Origin of the sequence: Streptomyces sp. NBC_00443 (assembly GCF_036014175.1) — a bacterium.
In the GTDB taxonomy this organism is placed as follows: Bacteria; Actinomycetota; Actinomycetes; order Streptomycetales; family Streptomycetaceae; genus Streptomyces.
In genome coordinates, this window is the sequence record NZ_CP107917.1 from 6,382,744 (window position 1) to 6,404,443 (window position 21,700).

Sequence of the window (21,700 nt, forward strand, 5' to 3'; positions counted from 1 at the left end):
GCCGGGCGTCGCCGCTGGTTAAGGGCCGGGCAGCACCACTATCCGTGGGGTTGTCCGATGGCCGGCGAGGAAGAGGACTACGGGTCCGCCCGGATCCGCATCGAGCTTGATGACGACGGCGCCGTAGCCGACTCGCAGGCGCTCGGGCAGCGGATCCAAACCGCGATCGACCGGGCTACCCGGAACATCGGGCAGCAGATCCGCCGGAACATCGAGCGGGGCCTGTCGGCGGCGATCTCCGTTCGGGTGGAGCCGGATACCGCCCGGTTCGAGACGAGGCTCCAGAGGGCCCTACGTGGCCTGTCGACCGCCGTCGACGTCACCCCCGAGACGACCCGGTTTCAGATCCGTCTCGCGCGGGCGCTGCGCGGTCTGTCGGCGACGGTCGACGTCCGCCCCGACACCTCCCGGTTCGCGACCCGGCTGACGGCCGCCCTGCGCGGTCTCGGGAGCAGCGTCACCGTTCCGGTCGTCCCGGACGCCGCCACCTTCCAGGCGCGCGTACAGGCCGCGTTGCGGTCCCTCGGCACGGTCACCCTTCAAGCCACCATCGACCCGGACCGGTTCCGGGCGCGGGTGCAGAACGCGGTGCGCGGCCTGGCCGTCACGGTCGAGCTGCGCCCCGACATGAGCCGGTTTCAGGTCCGGCTCAACCGTGCCGTCCGGGGGATGACGGCGAACGTCCGAGTCGAGCCGGACGTCTCCCGGTTCGCCGCCCGGCTGCGCCTGCGGCTGCGCGCGCTGGGCACGGTCACGATCCAGGCCGAGGCCGACGCCGTACGGTTCCGGCAACGGCTGGAGCGCGCCCTCCGCGGCCTGCCCCCGATCTCGATCCGCGTCGACCCGGACCTCACCCGCCTTAACCAGGCACTCACCAACCACCGGGCCGCACCCCTCGTCGTCCCTGTCGACCCGGACCGCGACCGGTTCCGCTCCGCGCTGTCGCGGATGTTCTCCGGGGTGGCCGGGATCGCCGCCCGCGCCGGCCGCGCGCTGACCGGGCTCCTCCAGTTCGGGGCGATCGGCATCGCCGCGGCCGGCGCCGCGTCCGGTGTCGGCGCGTTCCTGGCGGCGCTCGCCCCGGCCGCCGGGATCGTCGCCGCCCTCCCGGCCGTCATCGCCGGGGCCGCCGCGGCGATGGGCGCCCTGAAGCTCGCGACACAGGGCGTCGGCGACGCCCTGAAGGCAGGGTTCTCGGGGGACGCGGAGAAGTTCGCCGAGGCCCTGGAGAAGCTGAGCCCGGCCGCCCGCGAGGCCGTCACGGCGGTCACCGCGTTCCAGCCGAAGCTCAAGGAGCTTCAGCAGTCCGTACAAGAGTCGTTCTTTTCGAAGTTCGCCGACGACATCGCCCCGGCGGTCAAGAACCTGCTGCCCCTCGGGAAGGGGCTCCAGGGCATCGCCGGCGAGTTCGGCAAGGCGGCGTCGGAAGGCCTGAAGTTCGCGGCGAGTTCGCAGGCCCTCGGCCCGCTGAAGACGATCCTCGCGGGGACGAAGTCGGCGGTCTCCGGTCTGTCGACGGCGACCGCGCCCCTCGCGAAGGGGTTCCTCGACGTCGCCGCCGCCGTCCTGAAGGCGTTCGGGCCCGGGGTCGGCAAGAGCATCGCGCAGACCGGCGCCTCCCTGGGGACGAGCCTGTCGGCGTTCGCCGCGTCCGGCCGTGCCGTCGAGTGGGTCCGGGACGCGGTCGCCGTCTTCCGGCAGCTCGGCGAGATCGCGGGGAACGTCGGCGGGATCATCCGCGGCGTCTTCCAGGCCGGGGAGACGGCCGGCGCCGGATTCCTCGGGAACCTCGCGACGATCACGGGGCAGCTAGAAGCGTTCGTCAAGTCGGCCCAGGGACAGACGGCCCTACAGAACATCTTCGCCACGGTCGGCACGATCGCCGCCCAGCTCGGGCCGATCATCGGCGCCCTCGTCACACAGATCGGGGCGATCGCGCCGAGCCTCGCGCCGATCTTCACGGCGCTCGGTCCGGCGATCGTCAACCTGATCAACTCGCTCGGTCCGGCGCTCGCGCAGATCGCCCCCGCCCTGGCGACCGTCGGCACCGCCCTCGCCGACGGGCTCGCCGCCATCGGTCCCGCCCTCGGTCCCCTCGGCGGTGCCCTGGCGAGCATCCTGACCGCCCTCGCCCCGGTCCTGCCGCTGGTCGGGTCCCTGGCGAACATGGTCGCCTCCCTGCTGGCGCCAGCGCTACAGATCGTAGCGGCAGCGCTACAGCCTGTAATCAGTGCGCTGGTCGGCGCCCTGATGCCGATCATCCCGCCCCTGACGCAAGCCTTCGCCGGGCTGCTCCAGGCGCTCATCCCGCTCGGTGTCGCCATCGGCCAGGCCCTCGGCCAAGCCGTCGCCGGGCTCGCCCCGCTCCTCGCGCAACTCGCCGGGGTGATCGTTCAGGTCGTCGTCGCGATCACCCCCCTGATCGCGCAGATCATCGCCGCCCTGCTGCCGGCGCTGCCGCCCCTGATCGCTGCCTTCAACGCGATCGTCGCGGCGGTGATCCCGCTCCTGCCGCCGATCCTCGGCCTGGTCCAGGCGCTCGTACCGCTCGTGTCGACGATCATCCGGATCGTTGCGCCGATCCTCCAGGTCGCGGCAGCGTTCGCCGGGTGGGCGGCGATCAACATCGTCGTCCCGCTGATCTCGCTGATCGTCGGCGCCCTCGGCAAGCTGATCGGGATCCTGACGACGGTCGTCAACTTCGTCACCAGTTTCGTCAACGCGGTGATTGCTGGTTTCAAGTACCTGTACAACGTCCTCGTCGGGAACTCGATCATCCCCGACTTGATCAACGGGATCATCCGGTGGATTCGGCAGCTCCCGGGGCGTGCCGCGAGTGCCCTCTCGTCGATCGTGTCGGCGATCGTCGGGCCGATCCGCCGCGCCGCCTCCTCGGCTCTGTCGGCGGCCTCCAAGTTCGTCAGTGACGTCGTCGCCGCGGTGCGCAAGCTGCCGGGTCAGGCCGCGAGCGCCCTGTCCAACGCGAAGACGGCGCTCGTCTCCGCTGGCCGCGACCTGATCCGAGGCATGATCAACGGCGTTAAGGAGATGGCCGGTTCGATCGCCTCGGCCGCGAAGGAAGTCGTATCCGGCGCGATCTCCTCGGCGAAGAACGCCCTCGGGATCTCCTCGCCGTCCAAGGTGTTCCGGCAGATCGGCCGGGACACCGGCCGCGGCTTCATCGCCGGTCTGACCGGCACCGCCGCCCAGATCAAGGCGACGACGGACAAGGTCGCGAAGTCGATCATCCGGGCGTTCGAGGGGCGCCGCTCCACGCTCGATGACCGGCTGGTCGCCATGGTCGACGCCGGGAACAAGAAGCTCCAGAAGCTCGCGACGCAGCGTGACGCCCTCGCGAAGCGGATCGCCGACGCGCAGAAGTTCGCGGCGGAGACGACGAAGGCCGCCGTCGACGCGTTCTCTCTGGCCAACCTGACGCAGGGCGCGGAGGCGTTCACGGCGAGGACGATCACGTCCGGGCTGGAGGACGCCGTCGCCCGGGTGAAGGCGTTCAGCGCCGACCTCAACCGGCTCGCGCGCCGAGGGCTGCGTAAGGATCTCCTCGCGCAGATCATCGGCCTCGGCCCTCAGCAGGGGGCGCAGCTCGCCGACGTGTTGGCCAACTCGACCAGCGACAACCTGAAGCGGATCAACAGCCTTCAGGGGCAGCTCACGAAGGCGGCCGGCGCCCTTGGCAACACCTCGGCCGACGTGCTGTATGACGCGGGGAAGAACGCCGGGCGCGGCTTCCTGGAGGGGCTGAAGGGTCAGCGCAAGTCCATCGAGAAGTTGATGTTGGACATTGCGCGGGGCATGCAGGCCGCCATCCGTACGGCGCTGAAGATCCGCAGCCCTTCACGGGTGTTCATGCGGATCGGTGACATGACCGGGGCCGGTCTGCACATCGGTCTGCTTCGCCGTCTGTCGGCGCTCCAGACCGCGAGCCAGGCCGCGGCCCGGGTCATGGCCGACGGCATCGCCGCGCAGCTCCACGGGCTCAGCGCGGAGCCGATCCCGCTGACGCGCGGGCAGCGCTCGCGGCAGGCGTCCGACGCCGGGAACTTCGCCGCGTTGTTCCGCGGCCGAGGACCCGGAGGCCCCGGCACGGTGATCAATAACAACTGGGAGATCCGCGAGGTGGGCAATGCGCACGTGACCGCGCAGCGCGTACTGAACCGGCTCGCGTTCGATGCGGGAGTGAGCTGATGGCGGCCGAGTGGTACCTGAACTACGGCGGCGTCGAGGTCGCCAACCATGCCCGGCTGGAGGCGTACCTCGAAACCGTCGGCTCCCCGCTGTCGAGTCAGGGGGCGTGCGGCTGCCCCTCGTTCGGCGCCGCGATGCTGGAAGAGCTGCCGTACACCACGCCGGACGACCCCGACTCGCCGGCACCGTGGTACGACCCCGACGTCCCGGCGAGTCTCGAGTTCGCCGGGCTCCTGGTCCTCGACGTCGCCGGGCTCGACGACTACCCGGTCCAACGCACGGTGACCGGGGGGATCGCCGGGGGCGGCGCCATCGGCCCGGCCCGCGCGCTGCCCCGCACGATCACCGTCACCGCCCTCGTCCTCGGCGCTACCTGCTGCGGGGTGGACTACGGGCTCCACTGGCTCGGGCAGGTGCTCCAGGGGTGCACGTCCGGGGAGTGCGACGGGGACTGTCTCCAGGTGTTCAACTGCTGCCCCGGGGAGGAGCTGACCCCCGAGGAGTTCCAGACCCGGCACCGGCGGACGCTGCGCCGGGTCGCCCTCGTCGAGGGGCCGCGGGTGACCGCGCGCGCCGGCGACGGCTGCGGGATCGGCGAGTGCCAGAACGGCGCGGACATTCTCACCGTGGAGTTCGTCCTCACGGCGGCCGTGCCGTGGCTGTGGACGGACCCCATGCCGGTGCTGGAGGTCACCCCGCCCATGGACCTCGACGGGTCGTGTGTGGAGTGGTGCGTCCACCCGGCCGGGGACGCCGGGTGTCCGGGCGGCTGCCGGTTCGCCGACTGCCCGGACCCGACCGCGGCGTGTGCCGACACCCGCTGTGCGGTCGACCCTCCTCCGCTGCCCGGGTCGCCGCTGAACACCTGCTTCTGCCTCCCCCTGGCGTCGGAGCGGGCCTGCTACGAGATGGACCTCACCGGCCGGCCGAACTGGTCGTCGGACGTGCCGGTCATCACCGTCCGCTCGGGGTCGTCGGAGCTGCGGAACCTGACGATCGAGATCTACGAGCAGAGCGAGGAGGGCCTGACGTGCGAGGAGACCGCCGACATGGAACGGTGCTCGCCTCACTCGTTCTTCCACGTCGCCTACGTCCCGGCCGGTGGGGCGGTCACCCTCGACGGGCAGACCGGGCGGGCCACGGTCGAGTGCGGCGGGGTGTGCGAGTCGAGCCCGGACGTCTACGGCCGGGACGGGATGCCGGCGACGTACAAGCCCCTGGAGTGCGCGAGCTACTGCGTATGCATTTCCACGGACCTCCAGGCGCCTCCTGCCCTTGACGCCCTCGTCACGGTCAACGTCTCGGGGAGGGGCCTGTAATGGCGGTCGCAGGGTGCGGTACCCATACGGCGCGGGTCGTCGACCGGAACGGGGCGACCGTCGCGACGGCTGACGTGCTCACCGAGACGGAATGGACGAGGACGCTCGACGCGGTGTCGACGGCCCGGGTGACGATCCAGCCGGACGGCGACTGTTGCAACCGGCTCGGCCGGGTGTCGACCTGGCGGCACCGGCTGATGATCTTCCGTGACGAGCAATACGTGTGGGACGGGCCGGTCACCGGGATCTCGTGGTCCCTGGGGCAAGTGGAGCTGCGCGCACAGGACGTGCTCGCGTGGCTGGACAACCGGGTCCCGCACGCCTCCCGGACGTTCACGAACGTCGACCTCGCCGAGATCGCGGCATGGCTTATCGAGGACGGCTACGCCCCCGACGACCCGGGGCACACGGTGCGGGTCGTCGACCCGGCCGGAGTCACCGGCTCGCGGACGTACACGATCGGGGTCGGGCAGACCGGGGACCACCTCCGCCAGCTCGCCGAGGCCGGGATCGACTTCACGGCGATCGGGTCGACGATCCTCCTCCTCCCGGAAACCCACATGGCCAACGTCGGCCGCCTCTCCGACGTCGACCTCCCCGAGGGCCTGGAGGTCGCCGAGGACGGCGCGTCCCTCGTCACCCGGTGGGTCGTCGCCGGGTCCGAGGACAGCGGCGCCATCGGCTCGTTCGGCGGCGTCGATCCCTACTACGGGTTGCACGAGCGGTACGTCGAGATGAGCGAGATCACCGACAACACCTCGGCGGCCGAGGCGGCGAAGGCCCGCCAGCGGGTGTCTCGGGTGGTGCCCGTGTTCGTCGACACCCAGCAAGTCACCATCAGCCCGGACGCGGCGATCGACGTGCCCTCGCTCGTGCCCGGCTGGACCCTCGACGTCACCTCGGCGTCGACGTGCCGTCAGGTGTCCCAGCGGCTGAAGATCACCGGCGTGCGGGTGCAGGAGACCGGCGGCGACGAGGACACCCCCGGCACGGAGAGCGTGCAAGTCCAGGTAGCAGCGAGCGGAGCGGAGGCCGCCTGATGGCGATGCGTGGATCCCCGGCGCGACGGGTGGTCGGCAACCCCCTCGCCGGCGTCCTCGGCCACCTCGACCAGCGGGCCAGGATCGGCGGTCAGCGCCGCGCCGCGAGGACCGAGGGGCCGCGCGAGGAGGACCCGCCCCCGCCCGCCCCCGCCGCGCCCGTCGCGGCGCCCGGCGGCCCCCTGGCGGCCGTCCTGGAGACCGAGGAGGACGGACGGGCACGGTGGGCGTTCCCGGCCCCGTACGGCACCGTCCCGGCCGTCACAGCGACCGCCGTCGACCCGGACCCGGGCGACGACGAGCGCACGGTGTGGGCAGCGCTGGAGGAGGTCACCGGCTGGTACGCGACCGTCCGCGTCTGGCAGACCAGGCCCCGCCGCGGTACCGGGGTCGCGGCCCCTGCCGGGGCGGGCGTGCGCGTCCATGTGATGGCGGCCGCCGTACCCTCCGGGCATGACTGACCGCACCCTCGCCCGCCCGTTCCAACTCCACCTGCCCGGGGAGCGGGTGCTCCACGGGGCGCAGTTCCCCAGCGGCCGGGCCTTCGTCGACGGCGCCGAGGACGAGCAGGAACTCCCGGTGTACGGCATCAGCCTCGGCGCGGTGCTGGAGCGGTTCCCCGGCGGGGTCGTCCTGTGGCTCGAAGATCTCTACCGCCTCGACGACCCTCGGCGCTGCTCCTGCTGCTCGGTCGACGAGCGGTGTTCGGGCTGCGGCCGGTGCTCGGCCGTCTGCTCGGGCTGCGGCTGACGATTACCCTGCTGGTCGTGCCGCTGGTTGTGGGCCGGGCCGTCCCTCTCCTGCCTGGAGTGCGCCCGTGGCCAGTGTGTGTGTCGATGACAGCTACTTCGACGTCGGACCTGACGGTCGGCTGACGATGGTCCCCGGTTCCCTGGGGCTGCGAGACATCCTGTACTTCAAGGAGTCGGGAACCCACGAGTTCAACAAGGCCGCCTATCCCTGGCTCGCCCGTATTTGGGTCCAGGTCCAGGCAGCCGGGGGCGGCGCGGCCGGCGCGAGGGCGAATGCGGGCCAACTGGTCGCCGGACCGGGGGGAACGGGCGGCGGGTACGCGGAGCGGCTGATCGAGGCATCGGCGCTCGGCGCGACGGAGACGATCGTCGTCGGCGAGCCCGGCAGCGCGGGCACCCCGACCGTCGACGGTGGCAACGGCGGGAACAGCTCCTTCGGTGGGTTCTGCACCGCGAACGGGGGCTTCGGCGGACAGGTGGTCATGTCCTCGGGGGCGGGGCCGGTCTGCTACTCGGGTATGGCTGGCCCTCTCGCCGGGATCGGTGATATCGCCGAGGGCGGAGGGGCGAGCGGCGGCCCGTTCCGGATCAGCGGGGAGCAGGGGCAGAGCGGCCCGGGTGGCGACGCGCGGCTCGGTCACGGCGGGTGGCAGCGTGCCTCTACCGGTGGCGGCGGTGCGGGCCGCGGCTACGGCGGAGGCGCGGCCGGCGCCCTCGCGCGGGACGGCGACAGCACGAACGGCACCCCCGGACAGGGCGGCGTCGTGATCGTCTGGCTCTACGGCTGACCCCGATCCCGGACGGATCGTCCGCCCGCGGACGGACGGCGTCCGCGCAGCTCAGCGACCCCGTCCGCCCCCTGGCGTCCGACCTCGTCCGCCCCTGGACGGACGGTCCGTCCGGGGCGCGTCCGCCCCTCGTCCGCCGGGCGGACGCGAGGGGGCGGCATACAGTGGACGGTGCGCGCCGCTGGTTGTGGGCCGGGCCGAGACAACCCCGCGAGGACGGTGGGATCTGTGGCGCGATGCGGCTGCGGTGGCGGCCTGTGTAACTGCGTGGTCGAGGCCGGGACGAACGTCGTCGTGTCCGGGTCCGGCTCGGCGGCGAACCCCTACGTGGTGAGTGCGGAGGTCCCGTGCGAGGACGTCCGCGCGTGCCTGTCGGCCGGGCCCGGGATCAACTTCAACCAGGCGAGCGGAGAGATCTCCGCCGACGTCTCCGGGCAGGCGGGCAACAACCTCGTCGTCGGGCCCGACGGCCTGTATGTGGCGACGGCTGGCGGCGCGGTCCTCACCGGGTGCGGTCTCGACGGCGACGGCACCGGCAGTGCGCCCCTCGTCGCGGCCACCCAGGCATGGCCCTATCCGTGCTCTGTCGACACCGAGGCGGGCGGCGTCTACTGCGACAGCAGCGGCGTCCTGCGCTCCGACCCTCGACCCCGGATGACGTTCACCTCGTACTTCGACGAGCGCGACTACCCGGACGTCCCGGTCCCCGCGGCGGCGACGACCGTGATCGACTCGTTCACCGTCAACGTCACCAATCCAGATCCGTGCCGCCCGGCGCAGGTCTACACCGAGCGCGAGGTAGACGTCCGCGTCGTCCTCCCGGCCGGGGCCGGGGCGGGCACCGGGCACGGCTCCGACGAGATGTTCTACATGCGGAACACGGGGACCGGCACGATCGTCGGCGCGCACGCGCAGGCCACGAAGTTCCTGCCCGAGACGTTCACGCTCGGCCCCGGCGCGACGGCGCCGATCACCCTGAACGCGACGGCCGGCCGGGGCTCGGGCGGCGCGTACTACTACCTCGTCAACTTCGTCCTGCGGGCCCTGATCATCAGTCTGTGAGGAGCGCACCCATGCTCGACGTCCCCGGCCTGCCCGGTCTGCCGCTGCCCGACCTCGTCACGAAGACGCTGTATGTCCTCTTCCCGGACGGCATGCTCAGCCAGATCACCGCGTCCGCCGTCACCGAGCCCGCCCTCCCCGAGGGCGCGAAGCTGGTGACGCAGGAGCGTTACGAGGAACTGCGCGGGCAGATGCGCGAGCGGCATGAGGCGCGGCTCGCCGAGATGGAGGCCGTCGAGGCGCAGCTCCGACGCGACCAGTACGACGACCTCCTAGCGGCCGGTGTCCGGGAGGCGACCGCGCGGTCCCTGTCCGGCTACGACGGTCCGGCCGAGGGGGCGTAAAGCTACACTCCGAGCACGACGCCGCTGGTTCTGGGCCGGGCAGACCTCCTCCCACGGGAGACGTCCATGTCCCACAGCGAGGTTTCCCCACCTCGGCCCACGGTCGGCCGGATCGTTCATTACCGCAGCCACGGCACGCCGATCCGTGAGGACGGCACACAGGCGCATCCGCCGCGGTGCCGGGCTGCGCTCATCACCGACGTCTACGACGAGACCAACCCGCACCCCGACCCCGAGGTAATCCCGGGGGTCGAGGGCGCGGAGTGGGTCGCGCTGCACGTCTTCAACCCGCGCGGCGACTTCTACGACGACGCCTGTCACGACGAGACCACGAAGCTCGGCGGTACCTGGCACTACCCGGAGCGTGTGTGATGGCTGCTCCCATGGCGCCGGCCGACTGGCGCCGGGCGCTGAAGGCCGAGGGCGTCCGCTTCATCGAGCTCGACGGGTGGACCACCCGGGGCCGGGACCAGGCCACCGGCAAGACCTTCGGCCCGGTGAACGGGGTCCTCAACCACCACACCGCCGGGCGTGACTCCCTCGACCTGATCGCCTACCGCGGGCAGGGGGCGGCCGTCCCGCCGCCCCTGGCTCACGCGCTGCTGCGTAAGGACGGCGTCGTCGTCCTGGTCGCCGACGGCCGCGCGAACCATGCCGGTCTGGCGGCGAAGAACTCGTTCGACGCGATCGTTGCCGAGAAGCCGATCCCGAGGCCGTCCAAGGCGTCCGGGACGGTCGACGGCAATGACCACCTGTACGGCCTGGAGACGGAGAATCTCGGCAACGGGACGGACGTCTACACCCGGGCCCAGTACGACGCATGGGTCCGCTTCAACGCCGCGATCTGCCGCTTCCACGGCTGGGGCGCCGGATCCTGCGCCGGGCACCTGGAGACCAGCGTCGAGGGCAAGCCCGACCCGAAGGGGCCCGTCGACGGCTACGGCCGGCGCGGTCGCTTCCAGTTCACCATGGGGCAGCTCCGCGCCGACGTCCATGAGCGCCTGGCGCACGCGCCGAGCTGGTCCCCGCCCACCGAGGAGGTCACCACCATGCCCGATTACGTGAACCTGGGGCTCGCGCACGGCTACCAGCTCGCTCCCGGTACGTGGGACGACGTGGAGTTCACGACCGAGTGGAACGACGAGGCCGGGGACCACGACCCGAACAGCCCGACGTTCGTGGAGGGGCCGGCCGGGTTCACCGGGTCCGTGTCGTTCCGCTTCGCGCACCTGCCGGTGGGCGAGGTCGTCCAGGTCCGCATGTCGGAATACGACGCGGCCGGGGAGCTGAAGGCGAACCATCCGATTCACGAGGTGATCGGCACGGCGGGCGGCACGTTCTCCGTGGTGCCCCTGACGAAGCGGGTCGGCCCCGGCCGGTCCATGCGGGTCCGGCTGCTGAACCAGTCGGAGGAACACATCGAGGTCGCCAGCGCCGTCCTGACGGCGTGGGTGTGGGAGGGCTGAGCCATGGCAGAGCCGATCGAGCGCAAGGTGAAGTGGGCGACCGCCGCGGCTTACCTGACGTCGTCGGGGCTCCTCGGAGTGCTCGCCGCGGTGCAGGACAACGCCCGGGTCCTGGAGCCGCTGCCCGACAGCATCAGCCCCCTCGTCCTGTCCCTGGTCCCCGGCCTGATCACGTTCGCCGCCGGGTGGAAGGCGAGGCACACGCCGCGCCCCAACCTGCGGAGGTGAGCGGGTGAACGTGAGCACCGGTATCGCGGGCCTCGACGCCGCCCTCGTGTGGGGCGGCGCGGTCTCCGTGCTGGCGACCGTCGTCACGGTCGCATGGCGGGCGATCCGCTCGGTGTCCCGGGTGGTCGGCCGTACGGGGCAGTTCCTCGACGACTGGTATGGGGAGGAGGAGAGGCCGGGGGTCCCGGAGCGGCCGGGCGTCATGCAGCGCCTCGCGTCGCTGGAGGACGGCCTCGACCACCTCCGGCACGAGGTGCGGCCCAACTCGGGGGAGAGCCTGCGGGACGCGGTCGACCTGGCGAACCAACGGCTCGCCCGGTTGTGCCCGGACCCCGAGCCCGGGTGCGGCGACTCACGGCAAGGGTGTGGCCCGCCTCCGTCGCCGCCCGAGGAACCGCCGGCCAGCCCGGCCCCATGACCAGGACCCTCGCCCTCCTCCGTGTCCGGGAGGGCGGGGGTCCTGCCTCGTCTGTGGGATCCTGTCCGGCGCACGAGACGGAGGACACCCGTGACTGCTGACACCGACCTCGACGATCTCCTCGCGGCGCTCCCGCCGCTGGACACCCGGAAGATCCTCGACGAGATCCAAGCCGCCCGACGGCGGGCCGAGAGCGCGCCGCCGCCGAGCGTCATCCCGCCACCCGAGCACGTCTTTCCGAACGGCCGCCGCTGGTCGTCGCCCGTGCTCGCGTTCCCCTGTCCGCACCGGTGCGGGTGGGCGCACCTGGAGGACCCGGTCGTCAACGACCTGGAGGAGGCGTGCCAACCGTTCGTGATCCCGGCCGGGACCGAGGAGGAGATGACCCGGGCGTTCAACGCGCGCGCGGACGCCCGCGCCGAGGCGCTGCGGGCCCGGATCGAGAACGGGATCCGCGAACATCTGGGAACGGCGCATTCGGATCACGACGGTGTGCGCACACTGGGAGCGCGCCCCCAGTCATCCCCCCCGGCTGGGAGCCACGGTGCGGCCCCGCCTTCCTCCCCCCCGATGGCGGGGCCGCCGTACGTCCGAGGAGAGTCGTGACCGACGAGACCACCGAGCCCGGGTGCCCCTGGTGCCGGCATGCCATCGAGGAGCACGAGGAGCGGGGCGGGCACCGGGTGTGCACGCGAGGACGTGAGCGTCCGTCATGCCGGGCCTGCGCAGAGATCCGTGACCGGCTGACCGTTCCCGAGGCGCCGCTCACCTTCGCCGCGGTGATGGACCGTCCGCCGAGCGTCCTGCCGTACCCGCTCGTCTACGGGCGACCCCTCCGCCAGCGAGTAATGCACCCCCCGGCTACGGTCCCTGACGTCAGATAGTGCTGCTGCTACTCGACAACCGACGCCCGCCCGGAGACCCAGCTCCCGGGCGGGCGTTGGGCATTCAGGCGGCCGGGGTGTAGTCGTCCTCGTGGAGTTCGCGCCACTGGGCGAGCAGGCGCTCATATCGGTCTGTGCGCTGGGGACTTGGGGGCTCGTCTATCAGTCTGCGGATCGCTGCGTTGACCCGTGTGCGGGCGCGCTGCAGCGGGCCGTGAGGCCGAGAGCGGGAGGGCATGACGTCACCGTACGAGCTGGCACTGACACCGGGGAGGGTCGCCCAGAGCTGCGCCCCTCGTCGGCTCGGGAGCGACGAGGGGGCGCAGATCGGAGTAGCGTTCTGAGTGTCTAGGTCAGAACGAGGAGACCAGTATGCCCCTCAGCAGTGACGAGCACATCGGCACACGCGTCCGGATCGCCCGGAATGCTGCCGGATTGACCCAGGTTGAGCTAGCGGATTTCCTCGACAGGACGGCCGATTGGGTCGCTGGCGTCGAGAACGGCCGTAGAGCACTGGACCGATTTTCTGTCATCACCGCGATCGCCGAACGGTGTGACGTTGACGTGGTCTGGCTCCTGGGCCAGCCGTACCGTCTGGAACGCAACGGGGGCAGCCTCGCGCACGCCCACATCCCGGCCCTGCGTACCGGCCTGCGCCGCTCGAACCTCATCCTGTCCGGACACCCAGGGATGGACCCCTCCGGGGCGCCGGTCGACCTCGCGGTCCTGCGCCGGCGCTCCGCCGCGGCGAACTCCGCCCGCCAGGCGGCGAACCTCCCGAAGGTCGCCACCCTCCTCCCGCCCCTTGTCGAGGATCTGAACACCGCGCTCCTCGTCGTCGACGGCCCCGCCCGCGAGGAAGCCCTCCGGCTCCTGGCGGACGCCGCCCGCACCGCGCGCATGTGCCTCAACCAGCTCGGCTACCCGGATCTCGCCTGGTCCTCGGCCGAGGTCGCGGCCGGCGCGGCGACGATGCTCGGCGACCCCGTGGTGAAGGCCGCCGTCGCCTGGGACCGGTGCGGCGCCCTGCTGCACCAAGCCACCCTGCGCGAGGCGATCGCTGTCGCCGATGCTGCCCTGCGGGACCTGGAGCCGTACGCGACCGCCCGGGGCGCCGACGAGCGGGCGGTGTCTCTGCGCGGGGCGCTGCACCTGCGGGCGGCGATCGGGCACGCCCGCGGCGGGCACGCAGACGACGCCTGGGCGCGCGTTGACGCCGCGCTGGAGGACGCCGACCGGCTCGGCCCGGCCTGGTACGACCTGGAGGCACAGACGGTGTTCGGGCGGGGCACGGTGGCCGTGCACGCGGCGGAGGCCGGGGTCGAGGTAGACCAGCCGGACACGGGCCTGAAGCGGGTGCCCAACGCCGACGTCAACGACGTCCCCAGCAAGGAGCGTCGCACTCACTTCGCGATCGACAAGGCGCGCGCCCTGCACCGTATGGGGCGCAGCGCCTCGGCCGTGGTGAAGCTGCGTGAGGCCGCCGGGCAAGCGCCGTACTACGTCTACGCCGACCCGATGGCGAGGGCGCTGGTGTCGGACCTGGCCCGGGTCAACGTGCCGTCACAGGCGTCGGCGCTCTCCGGGCTGATCCGGAACATGGAACTCGTCGGGTAGCGCGGGGCGCACGAGGGGGCGCTCCTGCTTACCGGAGCGCCCCTGCGAAAAAAGTAGGGTCCGCGGCTTGTCTGCGGACAACCCTGGTGGGGTCACAGTTCGTACCCGAGTGAACACCAGGGGGTATCGGCAATGGAGCCGATCAACACCCGCGACTCGGCCACCGCAGCAAGGGCTTACCTGGCCCTGGAGTGGCCGCTCGCGTTGGGCCACCGGTACCGGCCCAAGCAGGGCTGCACCTGCGACCGAGCCGACTGTCCGATTCCCGGGGCGCATCCCGACCCCGCCGCGGCTCGCCTGGACGAGTCGTCTCTCCTCGGCGCTCTGGAGTCCTCGCCGGGCGCCGGGCTCATCGCCTACACCGAGCGGTTCGACGCGGTCCTCGTCCCCCGTCAGATCGGCATGGCCGCGATGGTCCTCCTCGACCGCGCGAGCCCGGTCACGTGCCTGGTCGTGGGGCAGGACACCTACGCCCTGCTCGTCCTCCCGTCGACCGGCCGGTACGCCGCAGTGGACGAGCGGGTCGAGGTGCGCACCGGCTCCGAGGGATGGATCGCCCTCCCGCCGAGCCGGGGCGTGCGGTGGGACACCGCGCCGTGGATCGAGGCGAGCACTCAGCCGCGGAAGCTGATCCACGGCGACGAGATCCGCCACCAGCTCGCCGACTGCTTCCAGGTCGTCAGCACGGGGGCGATCTCATGACCGGACCCCGGCTGATGGCGAGGACGGAGGCCCATGACGCAGCAGGAGGGGACGTCATGACGGTCGCCGAGGAGCACCGCCTCAACGCCGGGGTCATCCGTCGCGACTTCCTCGACGGGCTCAACGCCATGACGGACGCGCGCGCCGAGGAGCTGCGTCAGCCGCTGACCGAGCACGTCCGCGCCCTCGTGCCCGCCGTGCGGGCGCTCCTGCCCTACATGGAGCCGAGGCGCCGGCAGCAGGCCGAGCACTGCCTGAAGCGGGCGGCCGAGACGCTGGAGCTGGTCGCGGCCGTCACCCCGCTCACCCCGATAGGGCGCACTCACGACCTCGCCGTGTCGGCCCGCGCTCTGCTGGTCCTGTACCGGCGCCCTGGCTTCCCCGAGACCGACTAGCGGGGCAGCCCCCTTTCCCGACTCCCGCCGGCGCGTGACGACTCCTCGCCGGCGGGGCTCAACCTCCGGCCGCCCGCAACCCCGTCGGGCGGCCGGAGCCCTCTCTCACGAACCCCCGAGGAGGCGTTCGTCGTGACCACCGGCGTCTATGCCGCACCCCCTTAGCTCGGCCCACCGTCGCCGAGGTGTTCGTCCATGCAGCCGCCCGGATCCACCAGGCCGCCGCCGCGCTCTGGCCCGGGGAGCCCGTACTCCTCGACGCGCACGTCCCCAGCGTCACCGGGTACGTGCACCGCGCCCGGGTCGGCGAGCGCACCCTGTACGCCAAGACGTCCATCCTGGGCGTCTCCCTCGTCTCCCTGCTGCGCGGCGCCTGCGGTTCCTGGCCCACGGTGCTCCAGGAACAACAGGAGTACGAGCAGCGGCCGGACGGGCTCCTCGTCCGCGAGGCCGCGCAACTGCGGATCCTGTCCGGCCCGGCTGGGCCGCAGGTCTGCCCGGTCGCCGGCATCCATGACGGCGTCATCTTCACCGAGGCCGTCCCCGGCCCCACCCTCGCGGACCTCCTCCTCGGCATGCCCGAGCGGACACGCGAGCTGATGGAGCAGACCCTCGCCGAGCTGCGCCCCCTGCACCGGCCGGGCGCCGCGCGCCGCCTGGACCCGGCCGGGACGATCGGGGAGCGCAGCATCGGGGGGACGTTCCTGCGGAAGTTCAACGGTGCGGCGGCCGAGTACGTCGACGACCTCGGCGCCGAACGGTGCGACCCCGAGACCCGGGCCGCGGTCGTCGAGCTGGTCCGCGCGAGCGTGGCCCGGCTTCACGGGCTGCGGATGACGCTGCCCGCCCCGGTCGGCACGTCCCTCGCGTACGGGGACCTGAAGCCCGAACACGTCGTGTGGCCCGACGGTCCCGACTGCCGGCCGGTGCTCCTCGACCCCGGGCTCCTGCGAGGGAGTCCCATGGTCGACCTGGCGAAGCTGATGAGCCGGACCGTGCTGGTCCTCGTCGCGCACCGGCCGGACCCGGTGGTCACCCGTCAGATCCTTGACGGCCTCGCGCTCCTGGCCCTGTCCCGCGCCGGGCACCTGGGCGCGCGGGAGCGGCGGCCGTGGCTGCGGCACCTGCTGACGCTGTGGCTGATGGACACCCTCAACATCACCACGACCTACCTGTCCGCCCCGGCCGCGCTGCCCCTGCCCCGGCTCGGCCTGGCCCTCGTCGAGCGGGCGCTCCCGCTGTGCCTCCTCGTCGACACGGTGAGCGCCGACCTCCTCGACCCGGCCGCCCGTGGCACCGGGGACAGGATCCTCGACAGGATCGCCGAGGTGGCCGCGTGACGGCCCGGGCCCCCGCCGTGGGCGTCATCGGTACCGGCGCGGTCGGACAGGCCGTCTGCGGCGCCCTGGTGGCCTCCGGGTTGTGCGACCGGCTCCTCGTCGCCTCCCGCACCGTCGAGCAGGCCGCGGCCCTCGTCGACGACCTCGACGACATGCGGGCGGCGGTGGGCTCCCCGGTCTGGCCGGCCGCGGCCGAGGTCGAGGAGCTGCGCGCGTGCGCCGCCGTGGTGGTCGCCGTCCGCGCCCGGTTCACGAACACGAGGACCAGCGACGTCCGCATGGGCGGGGCGCAGGCCAACGGGCCCGTCATCCGTTCCCTCGCCGGCCAGTTGGCGGGCTACGGGGGGACGGTGCTGGTCGTTACCAACCCCGTCGACCTGCTGACGCGCCTGTTCGCCGAGGTGTCCGGCTGTCGCCGGGTGTTCGGCATCGGGTCCGGCCTGGACTCCGCCCGCTACCGGCTCACCCTCGCCCGGCTCCTGGACGTGCCCGTCGGCGCGGTCGCCGGGCACGTCATCGGCGAGCACGGGGAGGCGCACGTCGTGTGCGCCTCGTCGACGACCGTCAACGGCCTGCCCGTGCCCGTCCCCCTCCAGCAGGTTCGGGACGAGCTGAGGGCCAGGCCCGGACGGATCAACTCGGGGATCGGCCGCACGCGGTGCGGTCCCGCTGGTGCGGTGACGTCCACGCTGCGCCTGGCCTGCGGTGTCGAGGACGGAACGACCGAGCTGTCCGCCCCACACGGGGAGAGCTGGCTCGGTATTCCAGTGCGCTTCACCGGGGGCGAGCCCCTACCGTCGTTGCCTCCGCTGGACGCTGCCGAGGCCCGGCAGTTGGAGGCCGCGAGTTCCAAGCTGCGCGCCGCCTATCAGGCCGTGCGCGGTGTCCCGTTGCAACCCCTCCCCTCCGGAAGGAATGGATCATGACTGCTCATGCCGTACGCCTGGAGAGCGCCGGCGCGTCCGTGACCGTCGTCTCCTCCGAGCGGGCCGTCACCGACTGGTCGGCCCGGTACTTCGGACCGTGGTGGAAGGCGGCCGAGGTGCCGTCGGAGAGCGTGTGCACGGGCGCCGTGGTGACCGCGGCGGTCGACACGAGCCAGTACGACGACGTGTCGTTCGCGGTGACGCAGGCCCCGCACACCAGCACCGAGTACGCGCGCGCTCAGCTCCTCCTCGCCCGGGACGTCTCGGCCGGGACCGTACGGGCCACGTCTCCGAAGCAGGCGCTCGCCTACCGGTCCGAGCCCGGCGCCGGGCGGCTGGACGTGTTCGGCTGCCAGACCGAGGACGTCGCCACGGCGACCGCCCGCCTCGCCCGCGAGATGATGCGCGGTCAACTCCTGCGCGACGGGTGGGCGGTGCTCCACGCCTCGGCCGTCGTCGACGAGAACGGACGGACCGTCCTGACCCTCGGCAGCAAGGGAGCGGGGAAGACGACGACGGCCCTCGCCCTCGCGGCCGGCGGCGGGTACGGGCTCCTGGCGAACGACCGGGTGTTCGTCCGCCCCAACGACCGGGGAGGTGTGGACGTCCTGCCGTGGCCGTCGGCCGCCGCGCTCGGGCTTGGGCTGCTGAAGGCCCTCGGCTGGTTCGCCGAGGTGCGCGAGCGCCTGGAGGCCGGGGAGTCGCTGCACCCGACGCAGGACGGCCGGGTCACCGAGGCGATCCGGACCGGGGACTCCACGCCCATGTGGGACGGCGGGAAGGAGCTGAAGGCGCAGGTGTTCCCCGACCAGTTCCCGGAGTGGTTCGGGGTGCCCCTGGCGACCGAGGGCGAGGCCGCGGCCCTGGTGTTCCCCCGGATCGACCGGGAGGCGGTGCCGGCCGTCGAGGAGCGCGACCGGTCCCTGAGTGACCGGGACTTCATGAGCGGCGCGACCGAAGACCGTTACCCGGACGTGTTCGGTCTGCTGGGGATGGACGGCGGCGGGGCGGTCGGCGCCCGCCGGGAGGTCGCCCGGCTCCTGGCGGAGCTGCCTCACCACAGCGTGGTTCTCGGCCACGACCTCGCGGAGAACGCTCACTTCCTCTCCGGGCTCACCAAGGGATGCGGCTGACCCCCATCATTCACTCGTGTGAGTGAGTTGCGTGGGGCAGATAGTGGGGAACTTGAGGGGTTACAGGTGAGCGCTTTCTGGCCACCTCACGGGACAGACACTATGAATCGCTCACACGTTCGAGTGTGATTTCGCGTTCATCTAGTCACAGACCGTGCGGCCAGGTTAGATAGACCCGGACAGGCTTCACTCGACAGAAGCCCCTTACAACGTCGTTGCCTGCGGTTCGCCGTGGGTGGCGGCCGGCGTCGCCGCTCCATGCTCCGCAGGCTGAGGCGGTGGCGTCGAGACGGCGTGGGCCCGGCAGTCTTGTTGCCGGGCCCACTGCCCTCCTTATACGGCCGAGAGGGCAGTGATGGCGCAGTGAATCTGCGCACACTCCGCCTTCACAACCCCCCATGTGCCCCAAGTGCCCGCCAACACACCGAGGCCCGGTGAGGAACGATCCTCGCCGGGCCTCGTCGCGTCCAGGGGTGTACGTCAGCAGGCAGGGGCCTCCTCGGCCTCCGAGAGCGCCAGGACGCGCCGCAGATCCGCCGTGACCACCTTCCACGCCCCTCCGACCCGGATCACCTTGCACGGGAACTGCCCCTCGCGGGCGAGGCGGTAGGCCGTCGTACGCCCCAGACCGAACGCCCTCCCCCCTGTTTCGACGTCGACGGTGGGCGGCAGCGACAGCAGGTCGGCCGTGGTGAGGGTGGCGGTGTCGAGCCCCGCGGCTTGTGTCGTCACTGCACAACTCCCGTCCGGTGAGTGCGGATTGTGTGTCACTGGAGCGCACGATACGACACGGGTTGTCACAGCACAACACCTGCCCTACGTTGTGCTGCTGTGGAGCAACAGGACTGGGCGTCCGCCACGAGCCGCACGATCGCGGCCGAGGTGCGCCGTCATCGCCAGGCCCGGGGTATGAGCGCGCAGGCCCTCGCCGACCGGTGCGCCGAGCTGGGCATCACGTCCCTGCCGCGCTCGGTCATCGCGAACCTGGAGAACGGCCGGCGCGGGAACGTCACCTTCGCCGAGGTGCTGGTCCTGGCGGCGGCGCTCGACGTCCCACCGGTCGTGCTCGCCTTCCCCGTCGGCTACGCCGCCACGGTCGAGTACCTGCCCGGCGAGAGCGCGCCGCCGCTGGACGCCCGCGACTGGTTCGACGGCACCGGCCGGGACGACGACAGCGCCCTCGCCCTGCTACTCCAACACCGGCAACTCGAGCAACGCATCCGCGGGCACTACCGCCGGATCTGGGACACGGCCGAGACGGGGGAGCCGGACGGCCCCGAGGCCCAGGCCGCCCGCGAGGTCGCCGAGGAGCTGACGGCGCAGCTGCGGGAGGTCCGTACCGAGATCCGGGCGCGCGGCCTGGTGCTGCCGCCCTCGGCCGGGCTGGACGTCGACGGGGACTAAGGGGGAGGCATGGCCGTACGGCGTGCCGGGAGCATCACGAAGCGCTGCGAGTGCCGGGGGGAGGGCGGGAAGCGGCTGGGCAAGGACTGTCCGCAGCTCACGAAGAAGAACCACGGCACCTACCAGATCCAGCAGGAGACGCCGCCGAAGGCCGACGGGACCCGGAGGATCTTCCGGCGCACCGGCTACGCCCAGGTCAAGGACGCACAGGGCGACCTCGACAAGGTCCGCGCGATCCTCGACCTGATCGAGGAGGGCGACGACGAGGAGCAGTGGGCGACGCAGATCGGTGACCTGCTGGGCCAGGTGAGCAGCGAGCGGGCGCCGATCCCGGACGCGACCGAGGTGAAACGTCGCCTCGCGGCCGGGGTCGAGCTGGTCGGCACCATGACCGTCGGGGAGTGGCTCGACTCGTGGGTCGCCGCCAAGAAGACGAAGCGGCTGACGACCAAGGGGTACGAGTCACACATCCGCGTTCACCTGAAGCCGGGACTCGGGGGCCGGCGCCTGGACCGGCTGAACATCGCGCACTGTCAGCAGTTCTTCGACGCGATCGACGAGGCGAACGAGGTGATCGCCGCCGAGAACCAGCAGCGCCGAGAGCAGGAGGCCGGCTGCAAGTGGGGGAAGAACGGCCGGCCGTCGAGGGCGGAGTCCGAGCGCCTGGCGGCGGAGCGCGAGAAGCTGGCCGCAATGCCTCCGTACCGGAAGATCACCGGTCCGGCGACGAAGCAGCGGATCCGGGCGACGCTGCGGGCCGCGCTCAACGGGGCGATCCGGAAGCAGCTGATCACGTTCAACCCGGCCGAGTGGGTCGACCTGGAGTCGGGGAAGCGGCCGAAGGCGAAGCTCTGGACGGCCGCGCACGTCGCCTACTGGGAGCAGACCGGGGAGAAGCCGAGCCCGGTCATGGTCTGGACGCCCGAGCAGGCCGGGGCGTTCCTCGACGAGGCGGAGGCGTCGCGGCTCTATGCGTTCTTTCACCTGCTGATGTTCCGTGGCCTGCGCCGGGGCGAGGGCGTTGGTCAGGACTGGGTTCACGTCGACCTCGACGCCGGGCTCATCACGCCCACGCGGGAGCTGGTCGTCGACGACTGGCAGGTGTTCGAGGACGACCTGAAGACCGAGGAGTCCGTGTCGACGATCGCCCTCGACAACGAGAGTGTCGCCGTCCTGCGGGAGCACCGCGCGCGGCAGCTCGCCGAACGCGACACGTGGAACCGGTACGCGGCCGAGGAGCGGGCGAAGGGCGAGGACGTCGCGGACTGGGTCGACACAGGCAAGGTGTTCACCGACGTCGACGGGACATGGCTGCACCCGGAGAAGGTGAGTGACGAGTTCCGCCGGATCCGGGACCGGGCGGGCCTGCCCCCGGTGAACCTGCGGGACTGTCGGCACGTCGCCGGGACCCTCGTCCACGCGGGCGGCGGCGACATCTTCGCGGTACAGAAGACGTTGCGGCACGCGACGAGCCAGCTCACGGCGGACACGTATACCGAGCTGCTGGAGGAGGTCGACCGGGACATTGCGGAGAAGGCTGCGGCCCTCGTCCCGCGCGCCCGAAGGAGCCGGGAGGCCGTCGTCCCGGCCGAGGAGTAGGGTCGGAGCGAGCAGTCACCAGACCCCTCGTCACCGCAGGTGGCGGGGGGTCTCTGCTCGCTCTTTGCTCGCTCGGA

Annotated in this window: 23 protein-coding genes; 21 read left to right on the top strand and 2 right to left on the bottom strand. The window is 72.1% G+C overall.

All coding sequences use genetic code 11. The annotated features are described in order from the left end of the window. Positions 1–57 precede the first annotated feature (57 nt). The 13 genes from OHO27_RS29115 to OHO27_RS29175 all read left to right on the top strand — a co-directional run bounded on the left by OHO27_RS29115 (position 58) and on the right by OHO27_RS29175 (position 12,229). On the top strand, positions 58–4,206 hold the full coding sequence (locus tag OHO27_RS29115; protein WP_328427926.1) for a hypothetical protein: 4,149 nt from the start codon (positions 58–60) through the stop codon (positions 4,204–4,206). Next, complete coding sequence (locus OHO27_RS29120; RefSeq protein ID WP_328427927.1) at positions 4,206–5,525, top strand: hypothetical protein; 1,320 nt, start codon at positions 4,206–4,208, stop codon at positions 5,523–5,525. The genes OHO27_RS29115 and OHO27_RS29120 overlap by 1 nt, the downstream gene beginning before the upstream one ends. After that, positions 5,525–6,565, top strand: coding sequence for a hypothetical protein (locus tag OHO27_RS29125; protein WP_328427928.1), 1,041 nt, complete (start codon positions 5,525–5,527; stop codon positions 6,563–6,565). Before OHO27_RS29120 ends, OHO27_RS29125 begins: the two co-directional genes overlap by 1 nt. Continuing rightward, positions 6,565–7,026: a hypothetical protein gene (locus tag OHO27_RS29130; protein WP_328427929.1), complete on the top strand. Its 462-nt coding sequence runs from the start codon at positions 6,565–6,567 to the stop codon at positions 7,024–7,026. Before OHO27_RS29125 ends, OHO27_RS29130 begins: the two co-directional genes overlap by 1 nt. Continuing rightward, positions 7,019–7,315 (top strand): hypothetical protein, encoded by a 297-nt coding sequence (locus OHO27_RS29135; RefSeq protein WP_328427930.1) that lies wholly within the window; start codon positions 7,019–7,021, stop codon positions 7,313–7,315. Before OHO27_RS29130 ends, OHO27_RS29135 begins: the two co-directional genes overlap by 8 nt. A gap of 67 nt (positions 7,316–7,382) precedes the next feature. Continuing rightward, positions 7,383–8,105 (top strand): glycine-rich domain-containing protein, encoded by a 723-nt coding sequence (locus OHO27_RS29140; protein ID WP_328427931.1) that lies wholly within the window; start codon positions 7,383–7,385, stop codon positions 8,103–8,105. Between the two features lie 267 nt (positions 8,106–8,372). Continuing rightward, positions 8,373–9,167, top strand: a complete 795-nt coding sequence (locus tag OHO27_RS29145; protein WP_328427932.1) for a hypothetical protein — start codon at positions 8,373–8,375, stop codon at positions 9,165–9,167. A gap of 11 nt (positions 9,168–9,178) precedes the next feature. Beyond that, entirely contained in the window at positions 9,179–9,511 is a 333-nt protein-coding gene (locus OHO27_RS29150) for a hypothetical protein (protein ID WP_328427933.1), read from the top strand. A 66-nt stretch (positions 9,512–9,577) separates the two neighbouring features. Then, positions 9,578–9,883: a hypothetical protein gene (locus OHO27_RS29155; protein ID WP_328427934.1), complete on the top strand. Its 306-nt coding sequence runs from the start codon at positions 9,578–9,580 to the stop codon at positions 9,881–9,883. Next, on the top strand, positions 9,883–10,977 hold the full coding sequence (locus tag OHO27_RS29160; RefSeq protein WP_328427935.1) for an N-acetylmuramoyl-L-alanine amidase: 1,095 nt from the start codon (positions 9,883–9,885) through the stop codon (positions 10,975–10,977). The genes OHO27_RS29155 and OHO27_RS29160 overlap by 1 nt, the downstream gene beginning before the upstream one ends. Positions 10,978–10,980: 3 nt before the next feature. Next, positions 10,981–11,205, top strand: coding sequence for a holin (locus OHO27_RS29165; RefSeq protein WP_328427936.1), 225 nt, complete (start codon positions 10,981–10,983; stop codon positions 11,203–11,205). A 10-nt stretch (positions 11,206–11,215) separates the two neighbouring features. Then, complete coding sequence (locus OHO27_RS29170; RefSeq protein WP_328427937.1) at positions 11,216–11,623, top strand: hypothetical protein; 408 nt, start codon at positions 11,216–11,218, stop codon at positions 11,621–11,623. 90 nt (positions 11,624–11,713) lie between these two features. Then, positions 11,714–12,229, top strand: coding sequence for a hypothetical protein (locus OHO27_RS29175; protein WP_328427938.1), 516 nt, complete (start codon positions 11,714–11,716; stop codon positions 12,227–12,229). 342 nt (positions 12,230–12,571) lie between these two features. Here the strand turns inward: OHO27_RS29175 and OHO27_RS29180 are convergent, their stop codons facing one another. Beyond that, a complete protein-coding gene (locus tag OHO27_RS29180; protein ID WP_328427939.1) occupies positions 12,572–12,745 on the bottom strand; it encodes a hypothetical protein in 174 nt (57 codons plus the stop codon). Between the two features lie 134 nt (positions 12,746–12,879). On the opposite strand from OHO27_RS29180, the gene OHO27_RS29185 reads away from it, so the two are divergent. From OHO27_RS29185 to OHO27_RS29210, 6 genes are all read left to right on the top strand, one after another. Next, positions 12,880–14,124 carry a helix-turn-helix domain-containing protein gene (locus OHO27_RS29185; RefSeq protein WP_328427940.1) on the top strand — a complete coding sequence of 415 codons (1,245 nt, stop codon included), beginning with the start codon at positions 12,880–12,882 and terminating at the stop codon, positions 14,122–14,124. Positions 14,125–14,256: 132 nt separating this feature from the next. Then, positions 14,257–14,826 carry a hypothetical protein gene (locus tag OHO27_RS29190; protein ID WP_328427941.1) on the top strand — a complete coding sequence of 190 codons (570 nt, stop codon included), beginning with the start codon at positions 14,257–14,259 and terminating at the stop codon, positions 14,824–14,826. A gap of 56 nt (positions 14,827–14,882) precedes the next feature. Further along, entirely contained in the window at positions 14,883–15,221 is a 339-nt protein-coding gene (locus tag OHO27_RS29195) for a DUF6415 family natural product biosynthesis protein (protein WP_328427942.1), read from the top strand. A 185-nt stretch (positions 15,222–15,406) separates the two neighbouring features. Further along, complete coding sequence (locus tag OHO27_RS29200; RefSeq protein ID WP_328427943.1) at positions 15,407–16,561, top strand: hypothetical protein; 1,155 nt, start codon at positions 15,407–15,409, stop codon at positions 16,559–16,561. Continuing rightward, positions 16,558–17,487 (top strand): lactate/malate family dehydrogenase, encoded by a 930-nt coding sequence (locus OHO27_RS29205; protein WP_328427944.1) that lies wholly within the window; start codon positions 16,558–16,560, stop codon positions 17,485–17,487. The genes OHO27_RS29200 and OHO27_RS29205 overlap by 4 nt, the downstream gene beginning before the upstream one ends. Next, the gene (locus tag OHO27_RS29210) at positions 17,484–18,620 is read left to right on the top strand and encodes a hypothetical protein (RefSeq protein WP_328427945.1); all 1,137 of its coding nucleotides are present in this window, start codon (positions 17,484–17,486) and stop codon (positions 18,618–18,620) included. The genes OHO27_RS29205 and OHO27_RS29210 overlap by 4 nt, the downstream gene beginning before the upstream one ends. A 480-nt stretch (positions 18,621–19,100) precedes the next feature. Here OHO27_RS29210 and OHO27_RS29215 read toward each other — a convergent pair whose 3' ends face one another. Beyond that, positions 19,101–19,352, bottom strand: coding sequence for a DNA-binding protein (locus OHO27_RS29215; RefSeq protein WP_328427946.1), 252 nt, complete (start codon positions 19,350–19,352; stop codon positions 19,101–19,103). Positions 19,353–19,451: 99 nt separating this feature from the next. Between OHO27_RS29215 and OHO27_RS29220 the strand changes: the two genes are divergently transcribed. Next, on the top strand, positions 19,452–20,024 hold the full coding sequence (locus OHO27_RS29220; protein ID WP_328427947.1) for a helix-turn-helix domain-containing protein: 573 nt from the start codon (positions 19,452–19,454) through the stop codon (positions 20,022–20,024). A gap of 9 nt (positions 20,025–20,033) precedes the next feature. Continuing rightward, positions 20,034–21,623, top strand: a complete 1,590-nt coding sequence (locus OHO27_RS29225) for a site-specific integrase (RefSeq protein ID WP_328427948.1) — start codon at positions 20,034–20,036, stop codon at positions 21,621–21,623. Positions 21,624–21,700 lie beyond the last annotated feature (77 nt).

Bases quoted from the DNA above. Each gene is read 5' to 3' on its own strand.
- OHO27_RS29115 (WP_328427926.1), top strand. From the start codon at position 58: ATGGCCGGCGAGGAAGAGGACTACGGGTCCGCCCGGATCCGCATCGAG.
- OHO27_RS29120 (WP_328427927.1), top strand. From the start codon at position 4,206: ATGGCGGCCGAGTGGTACCTGAACTACGGCGGCGTCGAGGTCGCCAAC.
- OHO27_RS29125 (WP_328427928.1), top strand. From the start codon at position 5,525: ATGGCGGTCGCAGGGTGCGGTACCCATACGGCGCGGGTCGTCGACCGG.
- OHO27_RS29130 (WP_328427929.1), top strand. From the start codon at position 6,565: ATGGCGATGCGTGGATCCCCGGCGCGACGGGTGGTCGGCAACCCCCTC.
- OHO27_RS29135 (WP_328427930.1), top strand. From the start codon at position 7,019: ATGACTGACCGCACCCTCGCCCGCCCGTTCCAACTCCACCTGCCCGGG.
- OHO27_RS29150 (WP_328427933.1), top strand. From the start codon at position 9,179: ATGCTCGACGTCCCCGGCCTGCCCGGTCTGCCGCTGCCCGACCTCGTC.
- OHO27_RS29155 (WP_328427934.1), top strand. From the start codon at position 9,578: ATGTCCCACAGCGAGGTTTCCCCACCTCGGCCCACGGTCGGCCGGATC.
- OHO27_RS29160 (WP_328427935.1), top strand. From the start codon at position 9,883: ATGGCTGCTCCCATGGCGCCGGCCGACTGGCGCCGGGCGCTGAAGGCC.
- OHO27_RS29165 (WP_328427936.1), top strand. From the start codon at position 10,981: ATGGCAGAGCCGATCGAGCGCAAGGTGAAGTGGGCGACCGCCGCGGCT.
- OHO27_RS29180 (WP_328427939.1), bottom strand. From the start codon at position 12,745: ATGCCCTCCCGCTCTCGGCCTCACGGCCCGCTGCAGCGCGCCCGCACA.
- OHO27_RS29185 (WP_328427940.1), top strand. From the start codon at position 12,880: ATGCCCCTCAGCAGTGACGAGCACATCGGCACACGCGTCCGGATCGCC.
- OHO27_RS29190 (WP_328427941.1), top strand. From the start codon at position 14,257: ATGGAGCCGATCAACACCCGCGACTCGGCCACCGCAGCAAGGGCTTAC.
- OHO27_RS29195 (WP_328427942.1), top strand. From the start codon at position 14,883: ATGACGGTCGCCGAGGAGCACCGCCTCAACGCCGGGGTCATCCGTCGC.
- OHO27_RS29210 (WP_328427945.1), top strand. From the start codon at position 17,484: ATGACTGCTCATGCCGTACGCCTGGAGAGCGCCGGCGCGTCCGTGACC.
- OHO27_RS29225 (WP_328427948.1), top strand. From the start codon at position 20,034: ATGGCCGTACGGCGTGCCGGGAGCATCACGAAGCGCTGCGAGTGCCGG.